The sequence below is a fragment of the Metasolibacillus sp. FSL H7-0170 genome (assembly GCF_038593115.1).
GTDB lineage: Bacteria > Bacillota > Bacilli > Bacillales_A > Planococcaceae > Metasolibacillus > Metasolibacillus fluoroglycofenilyticus.
This window is the reverse complement of record NZ_CP151964.1, coordinates 144,923-168,593: the sequence shown is the minus strand read 5'-3', so window position 1 is coordinate 168,593 and position 23,671 is coordinate 144,923. Positions and strand designations below refer to the sequence as shown.

17 protein-coding genes are annotated in these 23,671 nt (G+C 38.0%); 1 reads left to right on the top strand and 16 read right to left on the bottom strand.

The window, feature by feature from the left end; genetic code table 11:
- The 9 genes from hemB to comX all read right to left on the bottom strand — a co-directional run bounded on the left by hemB (window position 1) and on the right by comX (window position 10,376).
- On the bottom strand, window positions 1-981 hold the full coding sequence (gene hemB / locus MHH70_RS00745) for a porphobilinogen synthase (RefSeq protein WP_066162387.1): 981 nt from the start codon (window positions 979-981) through the stop codon (window positions 1-3).
- Window positions 978-1,718 carry a uroporphyrinogen-III synthase gene (locus MHH70_RS00740; protein WP_342472266.1) on the bottom strand — a complete coding sequence of 247 codons (741 nt, stop codon included), beginning with the start codon at window positions 1,716-1,718 and terminating at the stop codon, window positions 978-980. The genes hemB and MHH70_RS00740 overlap by 4 nt, the downstream gene beginning before the upstream one ends.
- A complete protein-coding gene (gene hemC, locus MHH70_RS00735; protein WP_342472265.1) occupies window positions 1,708-2,640 on the bottom strand; it encodes a hydroxymethylbilane synthase in 933 nt (310 codons plus the stop codon). Before hemC ends, MHH70_RS00740 begins: the two co-directional genes overlap by 11 nt.
- A 20-nt stretch (window positions 2,641-2,660) precedes the next feature.
- Window positions 2,661-3,488: a cytochrome c biogenesis protein CcsA gene (gene ccsA / locus MHH70_RS00730; protein WP_342472264.1), complete on the bottom strand. Its 828-nt coding sequence runs from the start codon at window positions 3,486-3,488 to the stop codon at window positions 2,661-2,663.
- 301 nt (window positions 3,489-3,789) lie between these two features.
- Window positions 3,790-5,130 (bottom strand): glutamyl-tRNA reductase, encoded by a 1,341-nt coding sequence (gene hemA, locus MHH70_RS00725; RefSeq protein ID WP_342472263.1) that lies wholly within the window; start codon window positions 5,128-5,130, stop codon window positions 3,790-3,792.
- Window positions 5,131-5,366: 236 nt separating this feature from the next.
- A complete protein-coding gene (locus MHH70_RS00720) occupies window positions 5,367-7,145 on the bottom strand; it encodes an IS1182 family transposase (protein WP_342472262.1) in 1,779 nt (592 codons plus the stop codon).
- Between the two features lie 242 nt (window positions 7,146-7,387).
- A complete protein-coding gene (locus MHH70_RS00715) occupies window positions 7,388-8,005 on the bottom strand; it encodes a response regulator transcription factor (RefSeq protein ID WP_107942904.1) in 618 nt (205 codons plus the stop codon).
- A complete protein-coding gene (locus tag MHH70_RS00710) occupies window positions 7,989-10,163 on the bottom strand; it encodes an ATP-binding protein (protein WP_342472261.1) in 2,175 nt (724 codons plus the stop codon). Before MHH70_RS00710 ends, MHH70_RS00715 begins: the two co-directional genes overlap by 17 nt.
- A 54-nt stretch (window positions 10,164-10,217) precedes the next feature.
- The gene (gene comX, locus MHH70_RS00705; RefSeq protein ID WP_107942906.1) at window positions 10,218-10,376 is read right to left on the bottom strand and encodes a competence pheromone ComX; all 159 of its coding nucleotides are present in this window, start codon (window positions 10,374-10,376) and stop codon (window positions 10,218-10,220) included.
- 797 nt (window positions 10,377-11,173) lie between these two features.
- Here comX and MHH70_RS00700 point away from each other — a divergent pair.
- Window positions 11,174-11,842 (top strand): ABC transporter ATP-binding protein, encoded by a 669-nt coding sequence (locus MHH70_RS00700; protein WP_342472260.1) that lies wholly within the window; start codon window positions 11,174-11,176, stop codon window positions 11,840-11,842.
- Between the two features lie 70 nt (window positions 11,843-11,912).
- Here the strand turns inward: MHH70_RS00700 and MHH70_RS00695 are convergent, their stop codons facing one another.
- The 7 genes from MHH70_RS00695 to clpX form a co-directional block, all read right to left on the bottom strand.
- Window positions 11,913-14,873: a vWA domain-containing protein gene (locus tag MHH70_RS00695; protein WP_342472259.1), complete on the bottom strand. Its 2,961-nt coding sequence runs from the start codon at window positions 14,871-14,873 to the stop codon at window positions 11,913-11,915.
- 11 nt (window positions 14,874-14,884) lie between these two features.
- Window positions 14,885-16,318, bottom strand: a complete 1,434-nt coding sequence (locus tag MHH70_RS00690) for an S-layer homology domain-containing protein (protein WP_066162365.1) — start codon at window positions 16,316-16,318, stop codon at window positions 14,885-14,887.
- A gap of 242 nt (window positions 16,319-16,560) precedes the next feature.
- Window positions 16,561-18,228 (bottom strand): hypothetical protein, encoded by a 1,668-nt coding sequence (locus MHH70_RS00685; RefSeq protein WP_342472258.1) that lies wholly within the window; start codon window positions 18,226-18,228, stop codon window positions 16,561-16,563.
- 280 nt (window positions 18,229-18,508) lie between these two features.
- Entirely contained in the window at window positions 18,509-18,682 is a 174-nt protein-coding gene (locus MHH70_RS00680; RefSeq protein ID WP_107942908.1) for a YjfB family protein, read from the bottom strand.
- 378 nt (window positions 18,683-19,060) lie between these two features.
- Window positions 19,061-19,642 carry a ribosome biogenesis GTP-binding protein YihA/YsxC gene (gene yihA, locus MHH70_RS00675; protein WP_107942909.1) on the bottom strand — a complete coding sequence of 194 codons (582 nt, stop codon included), beginning with the start codon at window positions 19,640-19,642 and terminating at the stop codon, window positions 19,061-19,063.
- Between the two features lie 4 nt (window positions 19,643-19,646).
- Entirely contained in the window at window positions 19,647-21,965 is a 2,319-nt protein-coding gene (gene lon / locus MHH70_RS00670; protein ID WP_342472257.1) for an endopeptidase La, read from the bottom strand.
- Window positions 21,966-22,184: 219 nt separating this feature from the next.
- Window positions 22,185-23,453: an ATP-dependent protease ATP-binding subunit ClpX gene (gene clpX, locus MHH70_RS00665; protein ID WP_342472256.1), complete on the bottom strand. Its 1,269-nt coding sequence runs from the start codon at window positions 23,451-23,453 to the stop codon at window positions 22,185-22,187.
- Between the last annotated feature and the right edge of the window lie 218 nt (window positions 23,454-23,671).

The window sequence follows — 23,671 nt, the reverse complement described above, 5'->3', positions numbered from 1 at the left end:
TTATTTCTCCTCCAACCATTGTGCTACATCTTTCGCATGATACGTAATAATTAAATCCGCTCCCGCTCGCTTCATGCCAAGTAATGTCTCCATTACAACCGCTCGCTCATCAATCCAGCCATTAATTGCTGCCGCCTTCACCATCGCATATTCCCCCGATACGTTATACGCAACCACTGGTAATACGAAGTTATTTTTAACATCTCGAATAATGTCCATATAAGCAAGAGCTGGTTTGACAATTAAGAAGTCTGCGCCCTCTTCCACATCTGAAGATGCCTCGCGTATTGCCTCTAAGCGATTAGACGGGTCCATTTGGTATGTTTTACGGTCACCAAATTTTGGTGCACCGTCAGCCGCCTCACGGAAAGGACCGTAATAACCCGATGCATATTTCACCGCATAAGACATAATTGGAATATGGGCAAAGCCTGCTTCATCTAAGCCCGCGCGTATTGCTGCGACAAATCCATCCATCATATTCGATGGGGCAATAATGTCCGCTCCTGCCTGCGCTTGTGAAATCGCTGTTTGTGCTAATAAATTTAATGAAGGGTCATTTAAAATTTGGTCACCCTCTACAACACCACAATGACCGTGGTCTGTATATTCACATAAACAAGTATCCGCTATAACAATTAGCTCTGGATGGCGCTCCTTCGAAAAGCGAGTCGCCTGTTGAATGATGCCATGATTATGGTATGCACCTGTTCCAACTGCATCTTTTTCGGCAGGTAAACCGAATAAAATAACCGCTGGGATTCCCAGTTTCACTACTTCATCTAACTCTGCTCCTAGATTGTCTAAAGATAATTGGAAAACACCCGGCATTGATGTCACTTCATTTTTAATATTTTGTCCCTCTGCTACGAAGATAGGATAAATTAAATCTTCCTTATGCAAATATGTTTCCTTCACCATTGCACGCATTCCTGCATTTTGGCGTAAACGACGATGTCTTTGGAAATGGTATTGTGTCACTTTTCATATCCTCCTATTAACTGCTCTATTACTGCTTGCATCGTATAGCTTCGGGGCTGTATCGCAACCTGTGCTCCATGCTCTTTTAATGCCGCTGTCGTTACATGACCAATGGAAGCCACTGTGACATGATGCCAATCAACTACGGGTACGACATTCTGCGCATATACTTGCACAGCAGAAGGACTCGCAAAAACAACAATCGGCTCCTCTGCCTGCAACAAGCTTTCTTCAAGCGCTTGAACATATGTAGTGAGCGGAACAGTTTCATAAACCGTCCATTCATCGCATTGCAGCGCATCACGAATCGTATTTTTCGCTAAACTTCCCCTTAAAAAGAGGCAGCGATTATTTTCAGCGATTTGTGGAAATTCTTGTACAAACACATCTGCACTAAATATTGTCGGCACAAAATCGACGGCAAAACCATGTTGCTCAAGCTCCGCCTTTGTTTTTACCCCTACCGCGGCTATACGGCATGAAACGTCTATAGGGTTACGTTCAAGTTTTTGGATAAAGCTAGTCACTGCATTTTGGCTCGTGAAAATTAACCAATCGTATAGCGCTAATTTTTGCAGCCATCCAGCATCCTCAGGTGTTATATACTCCTGTACAGCTAAGAGTGGAAAATACTTAATTTCCCCTCCATGGCGTTCTACAAGCTCCGTAATTGTTTGGACTTTTTGTGTTCCAGTTACATAAATTGTTTTCCCTGCAAGCGGTGCATTACTTTGCATCTTGCTCAGCCTTCACACGTTGGATTAGCTCGAATGCTCCTTGCTTCGTTAATAATGCAGCCACTTCTTTCCCTACTGCCACCGCATCTGTTCCTGTTATTGTTTCCTGATATGTAACAGAAGCATCAGGAGCTGCGACGAAACCAGTCAAAGTGATATTCTCACCTTCAACAGTCGCATAACCAGCGATTGGTACTTGACAGCCACCATCCATTTCAGCAAGGAATGTACGCTCTGCATGAGCAGTGTGCCAAGTTGCTGCGTCTGTCAGCTTTGCCAGTGCCGCAAGTAGCTCCGTATCATCCGCACGACATTCGATGCCAAGCGAGCCTTGTGCAATGGCTGGTAAGCAAATATCTACAGGTAAATACTCCGTTACTACATCATCGCTCCAGCCAAGGCGTTTTAAACCTGCTGCTGCTAAAATAATGGCATCATATTCCTCTGTTTCAAGCTTTGCTAAACGCGTATCGACATTGCCACGAATCCATTTAATTTCAAGGTCTGGTCTTACTTGTAAAAGCTGTGCACTGCGGCGTAGCGAGCTCGTTCCAACGATAGCTCCCTGTGGTAAATCAGCAAATTTGACATGCCCTTTCGAGATGAAAGCATCACGTGCGTCTTCGCGCGCAGGAATACAGCCAATGACTAAGCCCTCAGGTAACACTGCTGGCATATCCTTCATCGAATGGACCGCAAAATCGATTTCTTTATCATAAAGCGCTTGTTCAATTTCCTTTACAAACAAGCCCTTTCCTCCAACTTTCGAAAGCTGAACATCTAAAATGCGGTCACCTTTCGTTACGATTTCCTTCACTTCAAACTCAAATGGTGCCCCTGAAGCACGTAATTCGTTAATAAACCAATTTGTTTGCGTTAATGCAAGCTTACTTTTACGTGACCCAACAATAATTTTTCTCACTAAAAATCTACCTCTTTCATTTAATACCATAAATGGAATGTTGATAATTTACTTCCTAAAAAGAAATTAATAACGACAAGCAAAAATATAAAAATTTGTGCCCATGCATACGTCGTACTCATCATTTTCTTACTTCGATGTAACAATAAAATAATAAGATATATAGTAGCAATTAAAAAGGAACCTAAAATTTTCGTGTCAATAAGTGTAAATTCATCAATTGATAAAAATGCCCATTCTAATCCTAACACTAAGCTTACGAATAACAAAGGAACACCTACGAGCATCGAGTAGCTCATCCAGTTCGTTGTTTGCTTTAGGTTTGGTAGCCTCGACCATAAAGGATTGAACTTTTTTTCCTTTAAAATACGATAAAGCACTAAATGCAGCACAGAAAAAACAAAGGATAATGAGAATGCCGCATAAGACGCAATGGCAAAACTAATATGAATAATGAGCACTTCTGAAATGAGTGAATTTCTCACAGGCTCCACTACATCATTTGGTGCTAATAAATGAATTGTGACGAATACAAAGCCTAGCAGATTCATAAAAAAAACTGGCATATCTACCCGCACGATACAATGCAAAATAATGGATAGCGACGTTAGCAACCATGCATAAAAATAAACGCCTTCAAATAAAGACAATACAGGGAAACGTTTCATCTCAAAAATAAACCAAATAAAATATATTGTTTGTAATACCCAAACAATGGATACAAACCAAAATGCTATGCGGCGTGCCTGAACACGTCGGTATAAATAATCAATAAAATAAAAGACGAGACCAATCGCATACAGGATGACAATTGCTTCATATATTCTCGTCATTATCATTTCAGACATGAGTATCCCTTCTTTTATCATCAAAATTCCAATTTTATCAAGCTTCCAATAGCATAATAACACATTTTTAGAGCATAAGAAAAGCTGTCGTGAAAGGCAGGTGCCAACCTGCTTTCTCGACAGCCCCCTATCTATTATTTTACCATACAGATATGAAAACGCTTCTATTTTGTTTTCCCTCATTATCACGATAAATGAGCGATTCGTTTTTGTTAAAATAAAACACTGCTCGATTCGTTTTTACACAGAAAACTTATTTCAATTTTTGTCATTTTCATCGCAAAAGTTCTATTATTTATTACTATGATTCAAATGCTAGCTTTGGTTGGACTTGCACTTTGCTCCCATTCATATGTGTAACAACTTCATTTTGCACATCATCTTCAATACCAAATATCTCTTGGAATAATTGTAATTGCTCATTAGCTTTTGAAGAATTCGCCATTTCCTTCGCCTGTAAAATCGGCTCCTTCAATAGCTGGTTAATAATTGATTTTGTGTGCTTGCTTAAAATTTTACGCTCACGCTCTGTTAAGTCTGGCATTTTATTTTCAATGCTAAGCATCGTTTCCTCTTGAATGCGACTAGCCTTTTTACGCAATGCAGAGATAACAGGCACTACACCTAATGTTGCTAACCATGTTTTAAATTCGACTATCTCATAATCAATCATTTGTGTAATTTGTTCAGCAGCCTTCTCACGCTCGGCTAAATTAGCTTCCACAATCCCTTGCAAATCATCGATATCATATAAAAAGACATTCGGTAAATCTGCTATGCGTGGATCTAAATCACGCGGAACTGCAATATCAACCATAAATAACGGCTGCCCTTTGCGCATGCGTGCCACATATTGCATTAGCTCATAATCAATGACATAATTTGTCGAACCTGTAGAGCTTATTAAAATATCCGCATCAAGTAGCGTGCATTGCAACTCTTGCATTGATTTTGCCGTCCCATCAAACTTACTAGCTAAATCCTGTGCTTTTTCAAATGTACGGTTCACGACCGTTACTTTACCTACACCATTACCATATAAGTTTTGAATGGCTAGCTCTCCCATTTTTCCAGCACCTAAAATCGCTACATGTGTTTTCTTTAATGAGCCAAAAATTTTCTTTGCTAGCTCCACTGCTGCATACGATACAGATACCGCATTTTCACCAATAGCTGTTTCATTATGCGCACGTTTTGCAAATGTCACTGCCTGCTTAAATAATTGGTTAAATACCGTACCTGTTGCACCAAGGTTCTGTCCTTGTAAAAAGCTATTTCTCACTTGCCCTAAAATTTGCGTTTCACCAAGAATCATCGAATCAATACCAGCGGTTACTTTAAATAAATGTTGGATTGCCTGCTGTTCTTCATGAATGAATAAATGCCCTTCAAACTCTTCAATTGAAATATTGAACCATTCTGCTAAAAAACGTTTAATATAATAACGTCCTGTATGCAATTGATCTACAACCGCATATATTTCTGTACGGTTACATGTCGATACAATTACATTTTCCAAAATGCTCTTTTGCTGTTGTAGCGCCTCCATCGCATTCGGTATTTCGCTTTCAATAAAGGATAGCTTTTCTCGAATTTCTACTGGCGCTGTTTTATAATTCAAGCCTACAATTAAAGTATGCATGAACCCCCACACCTCACACATTCTAATTCATAATTCCTATTGTAACACAAAAACGCCTATTTTCACGACCTGTTTTGTGAACATGCTATGAACGTAATTACTATTTTAGAATCATTCTAAAATAAGTTTAACAAATTTCATATACATTTTCAATAAGCTTGCTTTAACGTGAGCACTATATTGATTGCAACGTACATATAAAAAGAGGCTGGGACAAAAAGAAAAAATGGGGCTGTCTAATAAGTCCCTAAAATAAACAGGTGTAGAAAAACGAGTCGTTTTTCTACACCTGTTTTTGTGTTTTTATCTAGTTCTATTGAAAGTAGCTGGCGGATGCCTGCTACTTTCAATAGATTGTGAGCTAATGCCACAATCCCAAACTCTGTGTAAATCTTATCGATGCCCCGCAGTAAAAATCGACGGAACGACCGATTGCCCTTGATGTGACCGAACGCACTTTCTACGTCGATTTTACGTTGCGCGTAGATTCGTGATTTCTCTTCACATTCAAGGGCTGCTTTTGCCTTTGCTTTCATTTCTTCAAAAATAGGATTCCATTGTACTTGGCGGTTGCCTTTGGCTTTTGTACAGAGCGCTTTCAATGGACATTCTGAACAGTCTTCACATTCATAAACTTTTAGACTTTGTTCAAAACCCGAGGCATTCTTTTTATTTAGATATTTTTTAAACGTAACTTTTTGCCCGTTTGGACAAATAAAATGATCTTCTTGTTCGTTGTAATCCCAATTTTTTGCATGTTTACTATTCTTTTTGTAGCTTCGGGATTTCTCTTTTAAATACATGCCGTACGGGATTAAAAAATTGAATCGAGGTTCTTTTTCATCACCTATCGCGTAGAGGTAATTCTCTTCACTCCCATAACCGGCATCCGCTATGACTGTTTTTGGCATCGGTAAACTAGACGCTGCTAATTTCTCTAAGTGTGGAATAAAACAGCGCGTATCAGTTGGGCGTTGATGTATCGAGTAAAATAAAATAAATTGATTTTCTGTAGCCATTTGAACATTGTAAGCTGCTTTTAGTTGCCCATTTTTCATGTGATCATCTTTCATCCGCATAAAAGTCGCGTCATGGTCTGTTTTCGAAAAGCTATTACGGTCACCCAAGATTTCATGTTGTATTTTATATTTGTCCAAGCGAGGTAGGAAATCTTCACGAATTAATTTGAGTGGTTTTTTTAGTACACTACGCTGCGAACGGATTTCTTTACGTACAGTGACATTTTCTTCAGCTTCAATTGCGTCTGTTAAGGCATTTACTTGTGTTTCTAAATCCTGCGCAATCGTCTCTAATTGTGCTAGTGTCGCATCTTCTTTCAGTTCACCGGCATTGAATTGTATGTATTCCGATTCAGTTATCTCTTGAATATGTTGAATCGTTTCTTGAATTTTTTCTTTTAGTTTTCCTTCGAAATTCTGCGTTGCTTTCTTCCATACAAAAGAATACTTATTGGCATTGGCTTCTATTTTTGTGCCATCCAAAAAGTAATTTTCCATCGTCATATAGTTTTGTTCGATAAGAAGTAGTATCATTTGTTCAAATAGCGAATTCATCCTATTTTTTAGTTGATGTGAACGAAAACGATTAATTGTACGATGATCTGGTTTCTGTCCTGCTGCCAACCACATTGCCGGTAGATTCTCATGAAGCAATTTTTCAATACCACGAGAAGAGTACACTTTTTGTGAATACCCGTAGAGAATCACTTTCGTCATCATTTTGGGATGGAAAGAGCTACGACCTCCACCTTTGTAATGAGAAAAAAATACTTGGTCATCGATAAGTTCAATCATTTCATCAATTACACGTGATACATGTTTGGTTGAAATCGTGTCTTGAATATCAAAAAGGGAAATGCCTTGTTTATTGTTATAAGGAATAAAGGGAGGACTGGCATGACCTGTTTTAGGAACGGCAGTTTCTTCTGAAAGCTGTAGTGGAAGTGATGTTTGTTCAGTGTTATAATCTTGGTTAGTAGTTTTAAGATTACTCATAAAAATCGTCCTCTCTGTAATGTTGTTGTGGTGACTTCATTTTACAATAACGGACGATTTTTTTGTGCTTATTTTTAAAATTAAAACAGGGCTGCCACCAAAAGTCATTTCAATGACTTTTGGGACAGCCCCATTTTTTCGATTTAAGACGGAATATTTAACTCTATAAAGCGGAAAAATTGTTATCTATTTTCTTCATTTTTCGAAATAATAAAGTTATGTCCCAGCCTCAAGTTTTTTCTTTACTCTAGAAGCCTCTGCTCCTTTACAATTTCCAGCACCGATTCACGAGATGTTGCGCCTAAAACTTGAAATAGCTGCGTCCAATAGCGCTCAATCGTACGTACAGATATATGCAATTTTGCCGCCATTTCCTTATTTGTCAAACCTTCCTGTAGCCACGAAACAAGCATTTTTTCCTTTGCGGTCAACTGAATTTCTTCCTTGCTATTAAAATCAATGTAATCGAGGAAATCCATTGGTATCATAATAAGTCCTTGGGTCGCTGCACGAATCGTTTGAATTACTTGAAAGCGCGTCGCCATTTTCGAGACTACCCCATCCACCTTCTTTTCAACGATAAGTGAATAATAATTTGTCGGGTCGTTTCCTGTATATAAAATGACTCGTGCAGTCGTTTGCTCCCTAATCATTTGTGCTAAAGAAATGCCATCGTATTCACCTAAATTCACATCGAGTAAATAAACATCATAGTGATTTGTGGATAACTGATTTATCACGTTACTAGCCTGTAGTTCCGTGTCAATTTGGATGTCATCAGCCGATTCCATTAATCGCTTTGACCCTTCTAGCACAATGGGATGGTCATCTACAATAAGCACCTTAATCATCTTCTTCATGCCCTTCTATAATAATGTGAATAAATACACCTTCATTTATGTTTGTCACTATGCGGCATTTTCCATTAAACGCCTCTACTCTTTCACGGATGCCTCTTATACCTAAAGAGTCTGTCTGTAGCATCTGTTCGAGTGTACAGCCAATGCCGTCATCCTCATAAATTAGTTCAAAGCCTTCATCTACTTCCTGTAAAGAAAGCGTTACCTTTTCTGCCTCAGAATGCTTCAGTGCATTATTCAGTAGCTCCTGCACAATCCGATAAATAACTAAAGGTAGCTGTTCATTCTGTAAATAAACACGTTCAAAGGTTGTAGATAATTTAAAATTTGCTTTATTGCTCACTTGCTGTGCAAGCTGACTCAATGCTACTGTCAATCCCAGTTTATCTAATACAGGCGGCTTTAATGTCTCGCAATATGAGCGTAAATCCTGTACATTATTTTGCATTTGTTGATACAGCCCTTGGACTGATATAGCTGCATCATTTTCCAGCAATAAACTCATTTCACGTGTAAGATGTGTTAAATTTTGCAATACCGTATCATGTAATTCCTGTGCAACATAATATTTTTCCTGCTCCACTTTTAACCATACTAGCTTCTTCAACCATACAGGCTCCTGTTCCGCTGTTTGTTGTACATTTCTCAATTCCTGTAATAATTCTTCGATTTTTTTCAGGCTTTCAATTGTACTTTCCGTATATTTCAACAATAATTTTAGCCATAAAAGCTCCTCATCCTTTAAGCGAATCACGTTACGATGCTCGATAAGTAGCAACCTTTTTATATGCGGCTCCTGATGAATAAGCGCTACATATTCGTTCGAGAGCTTAATAACTTCTCCTACTTGTAACTGATGGATTTGTTCGCTCTCTATTGTGTAGCAAACAGGCATTTTACGTTCTTTTTCGTCAAAAGCAACAATTTCGATGTTTTCTATTTCCAAATGCTTGATAGCCTCCTGCTTTAAAATCGCAAGAAGCTCCTCCACTTTATATGCTTCACTCATTTGATTAATCGCTCGTGAAAGCTGTCGTATCGTATTGCCCTTTGGCGTAAATAAAATATTACGATATTTCACATCCGCCTTTTCCTTTATGTAGAAAAATAGAAGAATAGAAATAAATAAGAAAAAGACAATTTCCCAGCCAGACTCTTTTTCCAATAAGAAATATAAGCCTATATAAAGCCATACAGTTAAAATCGCCGTAGCCATTAAATAATAGTTTGTCCGCGTAATATAATAATGAATATCAAATAATCTCTCCGTCACGCGTAAAAACATAAAGCAAAACGGAATCAATAGTACAAATAATATGCTATATTCCGCCTGTAAAATCGGACGTTGCCAAAGCACCTCTGGCAACACAAACAGCAATAAAAATGGTGAAAACGGCAAAATTACGCTTAAAATTAATAAGCGTAATTGAACGGTACGTTCTTTATAATAGCTGTATAGCAATATCGATAGTGGAAATGAAAAAAGTAGGAATGATGTTGCAAGTAAAATTATGACGATAACACTTTTAGTATAAGGATACAATATTTCGACGCCACCTAATACAGCACCCATTATAGGTAATACATAAAATCTTTCAATATGCTGTATAAATGGCCATTTGATATGTAAATAATTATAATAACCTTTTAAAAATTGAAGTAGTATAAGTGGAACAAGGAAAATTCCGCCACTATTTATAATCGTTCCAATAAAATCGCCTTTACTAGAAGCTACGCTACTCAAATAGGTTAATGCTACAGTAAGAATAAAACCACTCAGCCACTTGACACTTTCAATATCTTGTTGCTTTTTATATAAATATAATGCGGCCACTAACGATAGAACAAAGTAAATAATTGGAAACAAAACATGCAAGTAAAATTGTGCTGGCAAATCTACATGAAGTACAGCAATTTTTATTATCGTTCCATCATGTTTTTTTATTGTTAATTCATTTGCGCCCCTTATTGTTTCATCATATGGAACTAATGGCATCGAAGCAATTGGCTTTTTACCTATTGCCAGCACAATATCTCCTATTTCAATACCTTGTTCCCTTGCCCATGATTCATAATAATGTGCTTTTACACTCCACTGTCCGTCTCGCTGCTCTAGTTCCATTTTTAACAATGGAACTTTGAAAGCAACGATAGACAAATATATACCTAACCCTAGGTATACTATTAGTATTAGCCATTGTTTTTTCATTTTTTATTGCCAGTATACACCGTCAGCATGTACCTCCTCCGCAAACGCTTCTACAATCGCTTCTTGCTCCTGTGCCGTAACGCCAACTAGAGATACTTTTCCTTCATGTAATAGCTTTGCAATGTCCATATTGTCACGTAAAAATTGAATCATTTTCATCATATTAAATCAGCCTCATTTCATCATTTTTTAGTAAGTTTTTTTCAACATTTGTTATAGCGTCTTCAGTCAATGTTTGTTGCAATATTAGCATCTAGTAAATAAATAATGAATATTTGCCGTGACGTAAATCGTTGTTAATTTGCTATACAATACTAATTGTTCATCAACACTAGCTTCTAAAGTTACTATTTCTTCAAAATGACATTTAAGCTGGTTATCCCTCTTTTGTACTAAACCACCTCCCATCAATCCATTACGCCTCGGCGTAGTTGCGTCCAGAATTTTCAAAATCTGTGACATTCGCCGGAGGCTTTAACTTCTTTCAGCGGGTGTTTCGACACCCGCTGAAAGAGATTAAAATAGTTTTAAAATACTCTCTATTATTTATTTTAGCGAAATTAAAAATAAAGTGTAGATATATTTTTTATTTTTCGACAATTTGGCGGTAAAATGGCGGATACCGACAAAAAAATGGCGGTATATTGACGGTGCAAAGGGAAAATATCCGTGCTATGCTATAGCAACCTAGGGATATGCATGCACTATAGCAAAAAATAAAGGAGTTGTCCGAAAAGTCCATTTTGCTTTGCCACCGCATTGAAATCAATGTTTTCATCGCTTTCCTTTTACTGAGGGATAACGCTGCAAAACCAATGTTCATCCCATTTTTAAAAGAGGCGTTTTCTGTTTATATGAATCAACATTTTGTGAAATATCATCGCTACTTTCTAAAATGCTAAAATAATATACTTAAAAATATTCCATAATTCATTATTATAACAATCGAGGTGAATATCATGATTAAAATTCACAATCTTAGCAAATCCTTTACTAATTCATCAGGCCAAATTGATATTTTACATAATATTTCCTTAACGATTCAAAAAGGACAATGGCATACAATCATCGGTCCTTCAGGCACAGGGAAATCAACATTTTTAAGCTGTATTGCTGGTCTACTTCCCCCTACTACCGGAGATGTACTATACAATGATATTCATATTTATCAATTAAGTGAGAAGGCAAGAAGGAATTATCGCAGTAAACACGTCGGCTTTGTTTTTCAAAACTTTAAGCTTTTACCGAATTATTCTGTATTGGATAATGTCATGCTACCGCTTATTTTTGATGAGCCGAAAAAAATCTTATATCCAAAAGCTGAGCTTATATTAGAGCAAGTCGGTATTCACCCCAAACTATTTGAGCGATTTCCCGCGGAGTTATCTAATGGCGAGAAACAGAGAATAGCAATTGCAAGAGCGTTAATTAACAATCCTGATGTGCTTATTTGTGACGAGCCTGCGAATAATTTAGATAATGATGCGACTAACTCACTACTAAGGCTATTAGCACAATTCCAAGCAAATGGACAAACGATTATAAACGTCACACGTGATGAAGCAACCTCAAAGTATGCCGATTATGTGTACAAATTAAAAAATAAGCAATTGGTAGCCGATTTTTAAGGAAATAAAAAAGCGAGCATATAGGACCGTCTCAAAATCACTTTTCAGGCGGTCCCTTGCTCGTTTTTTATTATAGTTTTACTTCTTTATCTGCAATTAAGTTGCCGTTTTGGTCGAATGCGCGGAAGATTACTTCGTTGTATAAGTCGAAACGGTTAAATTTGCGAACTGCTTGGCTTGCTTTGAAAATATTTTGACCACGATCGATTAAATCATAGTTGACATCTCCGTTCACAGAGCTAAAGCGTACTTGTACAGATGCTACATTTGTACAATTTTCATTGATTTCGGCTGTCATAATTACCGTTGAACGTGTAATATCGACTGTCGCTGCATTAAATAGACCCGCACTCGTATCACAGCTTGCGTCAGAAACGAAAGTTTGACATAAAATTGCATCGACAACTGCCTGATATGCGCTATGCAAACGCTCGATATCCGTTACATGGTAACTTTGCCCACCTGTTTCAGAGGCAATTTTTTTCAAAATAGCTGTATTGACGTCTTTCGCTGGTCCAACAGCAATTGTATGAATTTGCACCTTTGCTTTTTTCGCACTATCGATGATTCTTTCCACTTGTGCATTCGGCGCTTTACCGTCCGTAATTAATACCATCGATTTTGATACATTATTGTCTGTTGAATAATTGTCAAGCGCTGTTTGTACAGCTTTTGCAATATTAGTTCCACGCGAAGTCATTTTATCGTATGAAATAAACCCTTCCATATTGGCTAAATTCGTAGCGGTTCCTTTAACAACAGAGCCTGGATTTGAAGCAAACGGAACGACGATATTATTATTCGAGCCAATTTGACGAATAAGCTGCTTTGTTTTTTCTGCTGTGAAATTATTCGGGTCTTGCTTGCGCATTGAGCCCGATTGGTCAACAACAAACGCGACTTCCGTTACAAGCGTACATTTATTTTGTGTAAACTTAAAGTTTGTGAAGATTTTTTCTTTTACTGGTACACCAATTAATTCTTTAAACATATCGCGATAACGCGAGTCAATATTGGACGAAATAAGCGCTGCTGTTGCAGTCGATGAACCATATATAATTGAATCGAAATAGGCGACTGCCGAGCCAGCATAGCCTGTCCCACTATTATAGTCTGTTGTGTTTGTATTGAATGAGACTACTTTGCGCTGCCCATTAAACTCGATTTCTGCTGTTCCTTTATAATCCGTAATAACACGTCCACCGGGTGCTACTAAGTTCACAATGACTTTCGTATAGCGTTCCATTCCTTCTGGACGCTCAACGATTGCTTGGCTTTCTTTTAAGCTGTCCACCTTCGCGTTATAACCGCTTAAATTCCCAACAGTATCTTTATAATTTTTCGATAAATAATCTTGGTCTGCACGGCTTAAAGAGTCAAAAATTGCTTTGACAGCCTTTACGCTATCGTAATGAGCCATCGTTAAATCATTCGTATTGCGCGGGAAGTATGTTAATAAATGAACGATTAATGCATGGATTTTTGATTCAAATTGACTTGTGAAGCTCTCATCCATTACGTCCTGTAAATTATAAACAGCTCGTCCTTCGCTATTAATTGTGTAGAAAACATTCACTTTATCATACTCATTAATCATACGTTCTAAAATTTGTTCGAAGAGCCAAACAGAAATAAGCTGATTATCCATACGAAGCTCCGCATTCTCATATTGAATGGCATTATCTCTTACACGGCCGTTGACAATTTGCCCTGTAGAACTTGTATAATTTTCCCACTTTACCCCGTCAAACGTTAGTTCATCCGGGTCATAGTCACGAACTTCGATAATGCCATTTGGTGTAAATGGAATTGCTTGGATTGTATTACCATCAGCTCTACCAACAGGTAATGCTGGTAATGGCTTAGGACCTGGCACAACATTGCCACCACCATTTGGCTGGTCTGGGTCATACACCTCATATGAAATGCGTACCTCAGCACGTGGTACATAGCGTAGCTCTACTTCAATTTGTTGGTTACGATAGCTGGCAAATTTCGTCTCATTATTGTTCACAAGCTCGAACGTAATGATATCCTTTTCAGACTTTGTTAATTTAGGTGCAATAATATAAGCATTTAGCTCGCCACCATCTGTGAAAATCGTCGTTGTGCTGCTGCCTGCATTGTTCTCTGGCTGTGAACCAGTTGTTGGAGGTGCTTCAACAATACGTGCGCCCACTTTAGATGTTACTTTGAATTGCAGCGTTGTGTCATAAGGAATGTCATTCCCATAGCTATCTTTTAGTAAAATTGAAATTGCTGCTGCATCTAGACCGTTCGCTGTTAGTTCCTCAGTAGAAACATTAATGCTTTGAACAGCTTTAAATGCGCTTGGATTGTTTGAATTTCCATTATCCGTCTTAGGTGGTGGAGTTAATTCTACCGTACCATTAGAGCTGACGAAGTTTAATGGTAATGTCACCTTGCTATTATCTTTACCAGATGGGGCTGCATGCAAGCCCTCAATAGCTATTCCCCCACTTTTTACTGTGCGATATAAAAATGTAACAAGGTCGCCGCGCGTAATTGCTTTTGTTGCAGCATAGTCATCAAATGTTTTCTTCCCTGTTAAACCTGTTGTAATTTCATGTGTATACAAATATTGCACTGCTTGGACTTCCGACAAATCCAGACTATTCATTGCCGCATAAAGACGAGCAAACTGTCCTCGTGTTGCGTTTGCAGTACGACGTCCCGCATTATTTGCACCGTAAATAGGCAAGTTTAAATCCGCGTAATATGTGTAAATCATGTCATTTGTATAGCTAAAATGATAGTTTTTATCAAGCTGCGCAACCATCATTAGCATTTGCTGCTCGCTGACAGTCGCATTCGGCTGAAACTTATTGCCTGAAAGTTGCACTAAGCCTTGCTCAACAGCCCATTGTGCTGCCGTATATTTTTCGCTATTTTTGTCAACATCTGAAATCGATACTGCTGCGGCATTTGCCGGTGCTGTAAGTGGAAGCCATGTTGCCAAAACTAGCACTGAACAAAGTATAATCATCCATGTTTTTTTCATAGTATCCATGTAGCCTCCCCTTAGTCAAAGAATAAAATATCGTCGCGGAAATTTTGTTTTAAATCATTTTCTAAATATTCAAGGAAACGCATCATAATTAATGAAGCTTGTGCACGTGTTAAGTTTTGCTTCGGATTGAAATTGCCCGTTACAGAGTCACCTGTCATTAAGCCGAGCTCTGATACAACATAAACCGCATCACGTGCGTAACCTGTTATTTTAGCATCGTCGCGATAATTTGTTTTAAAGCCAGGGTCAGGAGCTTTCCCCTCTAAGCCGAGTGCACGCACTAAAATGGCAGCAGCTTGCTGGCGCGTTAAATAGCCATTAGGGTCAAATTTAGATGGCGTTATTCCCGTCACAACTCCTTTGTTGACAGCAGATGCTAAATAGCCGTAATCTTTTGTCGTACGCTTCACATCATTAAAAATACTAGGAGGTGTTTTTTTCCCGCTTGTACTTTCTTCAAGTACACGTAAATCAATGGCCTTGCCAATCGCTACCGTAAAATCATAGCGCTGCATAGGCGTATTTGGTGAGAAGAAATTCGACTGGTCATCTAAAATACCTAAAGAATATAACTTCTCAATAGCATCCTTTGCTTGATGGCTTGATAAATCCCTAAATTTCGGAACAATTAACCGCTCGACACGTGGCATCATTTTTAAATTAAGCGATACCGTTCCAGATCTCTTAGGTAACTTGTAATCATATTCAGAAATAATATCCGCTGTGCTATTTACAACATACCCGCCGTAAAAGCTAGATAAAGTAGAAGCATTTTCCTCATAGTTTAATGTTCTAGACTTAGATGAGGATACGCGGTTTTTCACTGTACCAACTGCCCCGTCCTCAAAGATCATTTCATACTCAGTAATTTGTGTTTCTGTTGCTCCCCAGAAATTTTCATAGCCTTCATTGCGGCTATCGATATGCACTATCATTTCGCTCGTATTTCTACCCTGTTTTACAGAATACGTTTTACGTGCAACCGCATTCCCCGAAAAATAGTCAGATGCTGGGCGCTTATCTGTTACTGCACTTTTGGAAAATTGATAATCTGTTAATGTGTACGTCTTATTGCCAATCGTAATTTTCTCTGTATATTTTGTCACTTCGCCTGTTGCAGTGCTTTGTCCAATTTGATCATAATTCGTTACATCAAAAACATATGTAAATTGGCGTGATAACTGCTCACCATTTGCCCCTGTCAATGTTAACTTATATGTTTCTGTTACCTTGTCTTTTCCTTCTTTAACTGTAACAGAGACATTTTTATTAGAACCTGTTAATTTGATAGGTTGTCCAGTTAAGAAAATATATTCTTCATATGTATTTTCATTTTTAACCCCACCGTTAAGATCAATCGTATTTGCATGAGCCTTTCCTGAATAAAGAACAACTGTAAATAGCAGTAAGGAGACGATTGTGACTAACCATTGACGCTGTTTCATACTCTACACTCCTTTATTAAATAGTAGAGAGGGGGATGTCTAAAAGGGATCTAACATGTCATTTTTTAGATGCCTTCTACTTCTTTACTTTGGATAATAACCATTTATAAAATGGTTATTATCTCTAACTTTAAGGCATATTCTTTCAGCTTTAAAGTGAACAAGTAAACCGGCATTTTTGATTGTGTTAGAGAGACCTTAATCTTTCTCGACAACCCCTTCACTATTTTCATTTTTCAATCTTACTCATTCACTAAAATAACATGTGCATCGAGGCTAGCATTCGTAAATAATACGACACGATCTGATGCTTTTAGCTCTGAAGCTTTAATCACTTTACCATTTTTAATAATCATCGCCTGATCGAGCATGACATTTGTTAAAGAGCCGTTATCAATCCATTCACCATTCAGCCATTGACTGACATCTTTAACATTCATTAAGCGTGTTTCGTTTCCATTGCTCGTCAATGTACGGAAATCTTGAATGCGACCTGTTAACACAAGCTCTGATTTTTTCTGGGATGGAGTAAGTACATGCAATGCTTGGATATGACCATCCTTTACATAGTAATAGCCATATGCCCCTTCATGTTCAATTAAATCCATATTTGGCACAATTGAAATAACACCATTGCGTACATTTGTTACCATGTGTGAACTGTTGCTATAAGCGAATGTAGTAGTCGACTTCGGCACCCAGTAATTATTTTCAAGTAACTCTAAGCCATCAATCTCCACTAAATAATTGTCCATATCAACAAATACTAGCTCACCGAAGTATAGACCATGCTGCGCTAAATTTGGTGATGTAAAGCTATCATTCGTAATATTGACAACATGTGCAAATCGGCTATTTGTCGTACCATCTGTAACTACATATGCAGAACCATATGCAGCTAAAGTCGATGGCTCCACTAAGCGACCGTTGCGAATTAAAATAGAGCCTTCATGGAAATATAGTTGACCTGCATAACCAAGTCGCAAGAAATTTAAAGATGTATTTACCGCTGTTAATGGCTCATAGTAGGTGCGCTCATTATTTTGTAAAACCACTATTTTTTTTACGACCTCTTTGCCAAACTGCTTCGTTGTAACATAATAAAGCTCACTATTTTGATAGTTTCTTAACTGATTTTTTGCAATCTTTTCATTACCAACATAAATCGATGTATTATTATCAAATGTGAAAGTATTCATTGCTGTTTTTTCTGAAGTGCCAAATAGCCAATTGGTGAAGGCATGCGCGTTTTGTGCGACAAATGTATTCGCAGAAGTATTAACTGTTTGTAGCTTTGCTTTATAAACATTCGCTACTTGCACACCTGTTACGATAATTTCCATTTCAGAAATAATTGAAGTAGATGGGCTTGAAAACTTCACTTTTACACGGTCCCCTTCATACAACGCACTTAAATCATATGTGGAGGAGCCCTTTATAAATTTCGTATTTTTGTTCACATAATAATCCTGCTCTTTTGCACCGTCCATTTTAATCGTTACAAACAAGCCATTCGGGTCAATCTTTGTCACTGTTCCATACGTTTGCTTGCTATTTGGTGCAATTGTGCCTTGCTCAACAGCCGAAGTTCCACGCATTTCTGTTACTCTTCGCAAATTTACCTTGACGGTTACTTCCATGCCTGATTTAAAGCCATCAATCGTCGTCATTGTATTGTTAATATAAAGTTTAGCACTATTATCCATATTAAATGTGCTACGATTGCCTCGACTATTCTCCAGCGTAACACCGCTCAATGTTTTTGTAACAGTCCCATCTTTCGCAACCGCTTCATTATATGATGCAGAAATAAATGTATATGTTGTCGCTGCTTCTGCTTGCGGAGCTGGTATTATGAGACTTAATAAAACCGCAAGCATTACGAGCATTGTTGTTCCTTTTTTTAACAATGCACTTCCTCCTCTTTGTTGCAAATTCCTATGTAATGTCCATTTCATTTAATTTCTTTCAGCTAGTGTTTTGACCATAGAAACTCAGTCTGAGAACATCGCATCCTGAGATAACGACTGAGTGACCAACATCGTGTTGGCCTAAATCCTCTGGCGGATGTCACAGATTTTGGCATGATGCAAGTTAGCTGTTATCACAGGACGTGACAGTTTTAGGTTAACCTCCACCAATTAGCTTGAAAAAATCTGGACTAAAGTTAGAATTGATTGAACGATTTCCTTATACAGAAACATCAATCGCATGCCCTAAGCTCGGGTGCGGGGCATCGATTACCTCTAATAGTTGCTCGGTGCTTTGCTCTTGAAACTCCATCGCCTGCTTCGTTACAGCGATTGAAACTTGTTGCATTAATTGGGCTTGTTTCATATTCATTGCTAATGCTGCGATATCCATTGTATCAACCTCCTTTCCATGAAAAACATATGTCACTAACACTAAAATTTGATTGTTTTCTTCAAAGATAAACCGTCTAGTTTACACTATCATATATATTTAAAGAAATAACCATTCACGAACTCTTCTAAAAAGATAGGGACACACGACCTGTTTTCTGTTGTTATTTTCATCGCATAAATAGTTATCCTCTTCTCTATTTCATCGGCTATAATCATGAATTTTCTAGTATTTTCTTTCATTTTAACATAAATTAAGCTCTCAATCAGTGGGCATTTTTATATACTGGGAACGTATTTCTTAATTACGCCTCGCTAATCTAAATTGACATAATCAAAGCTGGGCTGCCCGAAAAATTCGGGCAGCCCAGTCGTTTTATCATATATATGCTTCGATTTCTCCCCATGCCTGCTCAAAGCCTAATCCTGTTTCAGAGGAGAAGACAATCAGTTTGTCTGCTGGGTCCATATCAAGTGTTTCTTTAACAATTTTTTTATGTTTATCCCATTTACCTTTTGGGATTTTATCTGCCTTTGTTGCAATAACGATACATGGAATATTGTAATGCTTTAAAAAATCATACATCATCTGGTCATCTCCAGTTGGTGAATGACGCAAATCGACAATTAGCACAACCGCTTTTAATAATTCTCGTCCAGTAAAGTATTTTTCAATCATTTTTCCCCAAGCAGCTCGCTCTGACTTTGAAACTTTTGCATAGCCGTAACCTGGTACATCGACAAAAAATAATTGCTCCTCGATTTTATAAAAGTTTAATGTTTGCGTTTTTCCTGGCTTGGATGAAATACGCGCCATCGCCTTGCGTCCAATCATTCGATTAATAAATGAAGATTTTCCGACGTTTGAGCGACCTGCTAAAGCAAATTCTGGCAGTCCATCTTCTGGGTATTGCTCTGGTCTAACGGCACTAATGACCATTTCGACATTATGGACTTTCATGTGATTAAAAACCTCCGTCAAGTGCCAATGCAAGCACTTCCTCTGCTTGTGACACGAGTTTAAATGTAAGTTGCTCGCGAATTGTTTCTGGAATGTCATCAATATCACGCTCGTTATCCTTTGGTAAAATAACGGTTGTTAACCCTGCGCGATGGGCGCTTAACGACTTCTCCTTTAAACCACCTATAGGCAATACACGTCCACGCAACGTAATTTCTCCCGTCATACCGACTTCCCGCTTAATTGGCTTATTCGTGATTGCGGAGACAATTGCGGTTGCAATTGTAATACCAGCGGATGGCCCATCCTTTGGAACAGCTCCTTCAGGAACATGAATGTGTAAATCGTGCTGCTCAAAATAATGCGTATCAACACCAAGCTGTTCTGTTAAAGAACGAACAAACGTTAAAGCGGTTTGTGCAGATTCCTTCATTACATCTCCCAATTTACCTGTCAGTTGGATTTTACCCTTTCCTGGTGTTAAAGAAACTTCAATTTGCAACGTATCTCCGCCAACAGATGTATAAGCTAGACCTGTCGCAACGCCTATTTGATTTTCCTCTTCAGCCTGCCCATAACGATAGCGATGCTTACCAAGTAAATCCATTAATGTTTTAGCATTTAGTGTCACTCGTTTTTTCTCACCAGAGACAATAATTTTGGCAACTTTACGGCAAATCGTCGCAATTTGTCGCTCTAAACCGCGCACACCTGCTTCACGTGTATAATAGCGAATAATATCGACAATCGCTTCTTCCTTTAAAATAAGCTGGGCTTTCTTCAAGCCATGCTCCTTCATTTGCTTTGGCGCTAAATGATTCATAGCGATTTTCGTCTTTTCCAATTCCGTATAGCCCGCAATTGAAATAACTTCCATTCGGTCAAGTAACGGTGCAGGAATCGTACTTAAATCATTGGCAGTTGCCACAAATAAGACATTTGATAGGTCATATGTTTCTTCAATGTAATGGTCACTGAATGTATTATTTTGCTCTGGGTCAAGCACTTCTAACATCGCAGCAGAAGGGTCGCCTCTAAAATCATTCGACATTTTATCAATTTCATCCAATAGAAAGACTGGATTAATTGTTCCCGCTTTTTTCATTCCTTGAATAATACGTCCCGGCATAGCTCCGACATATGTTCGACGGTGTCCACGGATTTCGGATTCGTCTCGCACACCACCAAGTGAAATGCGGACAAAATTACGATCCAAGCTCTCTGCAATTGAGCGTGCCAAACTTGTTTTACCAACACCCGGAGGACCAGCTAAGCATAAAATCGGACCGCGTAAAGTATTCGTTAGCTGACGTACAGATAAATATTCTAAAATACGTTCCTTCACTTTCTCTAATCCATCATGGTCGCGATTTAAAATTTCTTCTGCATGGACGATATCTAAACGGTCCGCCGTTTTTTCACTCCACGGAATCGATACTAGCCATTCTACATAGTTTCGAATAACGCCACTTTCAGCACTAGCCGCTGGCAATTTTTCATAGCGGTCAAGCTCTTTTAACGCTACTTTCCTTGTTGATTCTGGCATCCCAATAGCATCGATGCGCTTACGCAAGTCAGTGATTTCTCCCATCTTGCCATCACGGTCACCGAGCTCTGTTTGTATCGCCTTCATCTGCTCACGCAAATAATATTCTTTTTGTGTGCGTTCCATTGCTTGCTTTACTTTTGTATTAATTTTCTTTTCTAAATCTAAAATTTCTTGCTCATCATGTAAACGAATTATTAAATTATCCAAGCGTTTTTTGACATTAAAAATAGCTAGGATTTCTTGCTTTTCTTGCACTTTTAACGGTAAATGTGACGCGATAACATCCGCTAATCGCCCCGGCTCTGTAATGTCTATAACAGAATCAATCGTTTCCTCTGTAATTTTCTTTGACACTTTTGCGTATTTTTCAAAATAAACTAATAAAGTACGCATTAGAGCCTCTGTTTCAGGGTCTTTATATGTTGAATCTTCCGATAGCTCTAAATCTACAGTTGTAAATTTAAAATCTTCTTTATATCGCTTTACTTGCGCGCGGCTAACACCTTCCACCAGAATACGCAACGTACCGTTTGGCAATTTTAACATTTGCTTCACTGTTGCTAGCGTGCCGATTTTAAATAAATCTTCCTTTTCAGGCGCTTCTACACGCATATCCTTTTGTGCCGCTAAAAAAATATAGCTTTCATTCAACATCGCATGCTCTAATGCTGCAACTGAACGATCCCGCCCTACATCGATATGTAGCACCATTGAAGGATAAACAAGTAAGCCTCTTAATGGTAATAATGGTATATTTTCTTTCGTTTTATTCATGCGGGATTCACCTCCATCTATATCAATCCGTAACAACCCGCTTTTTATAGTATGTGTTTAATTCAACATCTTTATTTGTTATCGGACATGAATCATTTTTATGTACAATCAATTATGAAGAAAAGCTAGCTAATAGCTGTTGACAATATAGAGAAAAGCTGACTACCTACTTGTGCTGATGCACGTTCGATGTCAGCTTCGATTGTTCGCTGTACTATTTTAAGCAGACGTTTTTTCGTTATCTCTTTTCAATTCAGTACCATCTGCAAGTAGCAATTTAGGCTCTGCTTTATCGATAATTGTTTCAGCAGTAATCACACATTTTACAATGTCATCACGTGATGGTAGCTCAAACATTACATCTAGCATTATTGCTTCAATAATAGAACGTAAGCCGCGTGCGCCTGTTTTACGCTCAATCGCTAATTTAGCAATTTCCTCTAACGCTTTTTCTTCAAACTCAAGCTCTACATTGTCAAGTTCAAGCATTTTCTGGTATTGTTTCGCTAATGCATTTTTCGGCTCTGTTAAAATTTGTACAAGCGCATCTACATTTAGCTGCTCTAAGCTTGCCAATACAGGTAAACGCCCGATAAATTCTGGGATTAAACCAAATTTCAACAAGTCCTCTGGAATAAGCTGAGCTAATAATGAACCTTGCTCCTCTTCCACTTTATTTGGATTTGAGCCGAAACCAATTACTTTTTCACCTTGACGGCGTTTAATAATTTGTTCAATACCATCAAATGCGCCACCTACGATGAAGAGGATGTTTGATGTGTCAATTTGTAAAAATTCCTGATGTGGATGCTTACGACCACCTTGAGGAGGAACGCTTGCTACAGTACCTTCTAAAATTTTTAGCAATGCTTGTTGCACACCTTCACCAGATACATCACGCGTAATTGACGGATTTTCTGATTTACGTGCCACTTTATCGATTTCGTCAATATAAATAATTCCTTTTTCAGCACGCTCGATATCATAATCAGCCGCTTGAATAAGCTTTAATAATATATTCTCTACGTCTTCTCCGACATAGCCTGCCTCTGTTAAAGAAGTTGCGTCCGCAATCGCAAATGGTACGTTTAAAATACGTGCTAATGTTTGTGCTAATAATGTTTTACCACTACCAGTTGGCCCAATTAACACAATATTTGATTTCGACAATTCCACATCGTCGATTTTAGCATTTGAGTTAATGCGTTTATAATGATTGTAAACCGCTACAGCTAATGCTTTTTTAGCGCGCTCCTGTCCAATCACATATTCATCCAAAATCCCTAAAATATCTTTCGGTTTTGGAATATCTTTGAAGTCGATTTCATCTTCTACTCCAAGCTCTTCTACAACAATTTCAGAGCACAGTTCGATACATTCATCACAAATATATACACCTGGTCCTGCTACCAGCTTACGAACTTGTTCTTGTGGTTTTCCACAGAAAGAGCATTTTAAATTGCCGTTTTCATCATTAAATTTGAACAATTTGTTTCACCCCTATTCAAGCTTCAATCTTACAAGATTATTTGTCCTTTATCAAATATATTGACTGCTTTCATATGTATATGTGATAAAACAAGGTACAAAACAACGCACCTTGTTTTATCTATAATTATTTGGCAAGTAATTTCATCTTCATTTAGGAAAAGATAGCCATCCCTTTAAGGTGGAGATGAATACTTTTTGTCATTTTATTTAGTGCG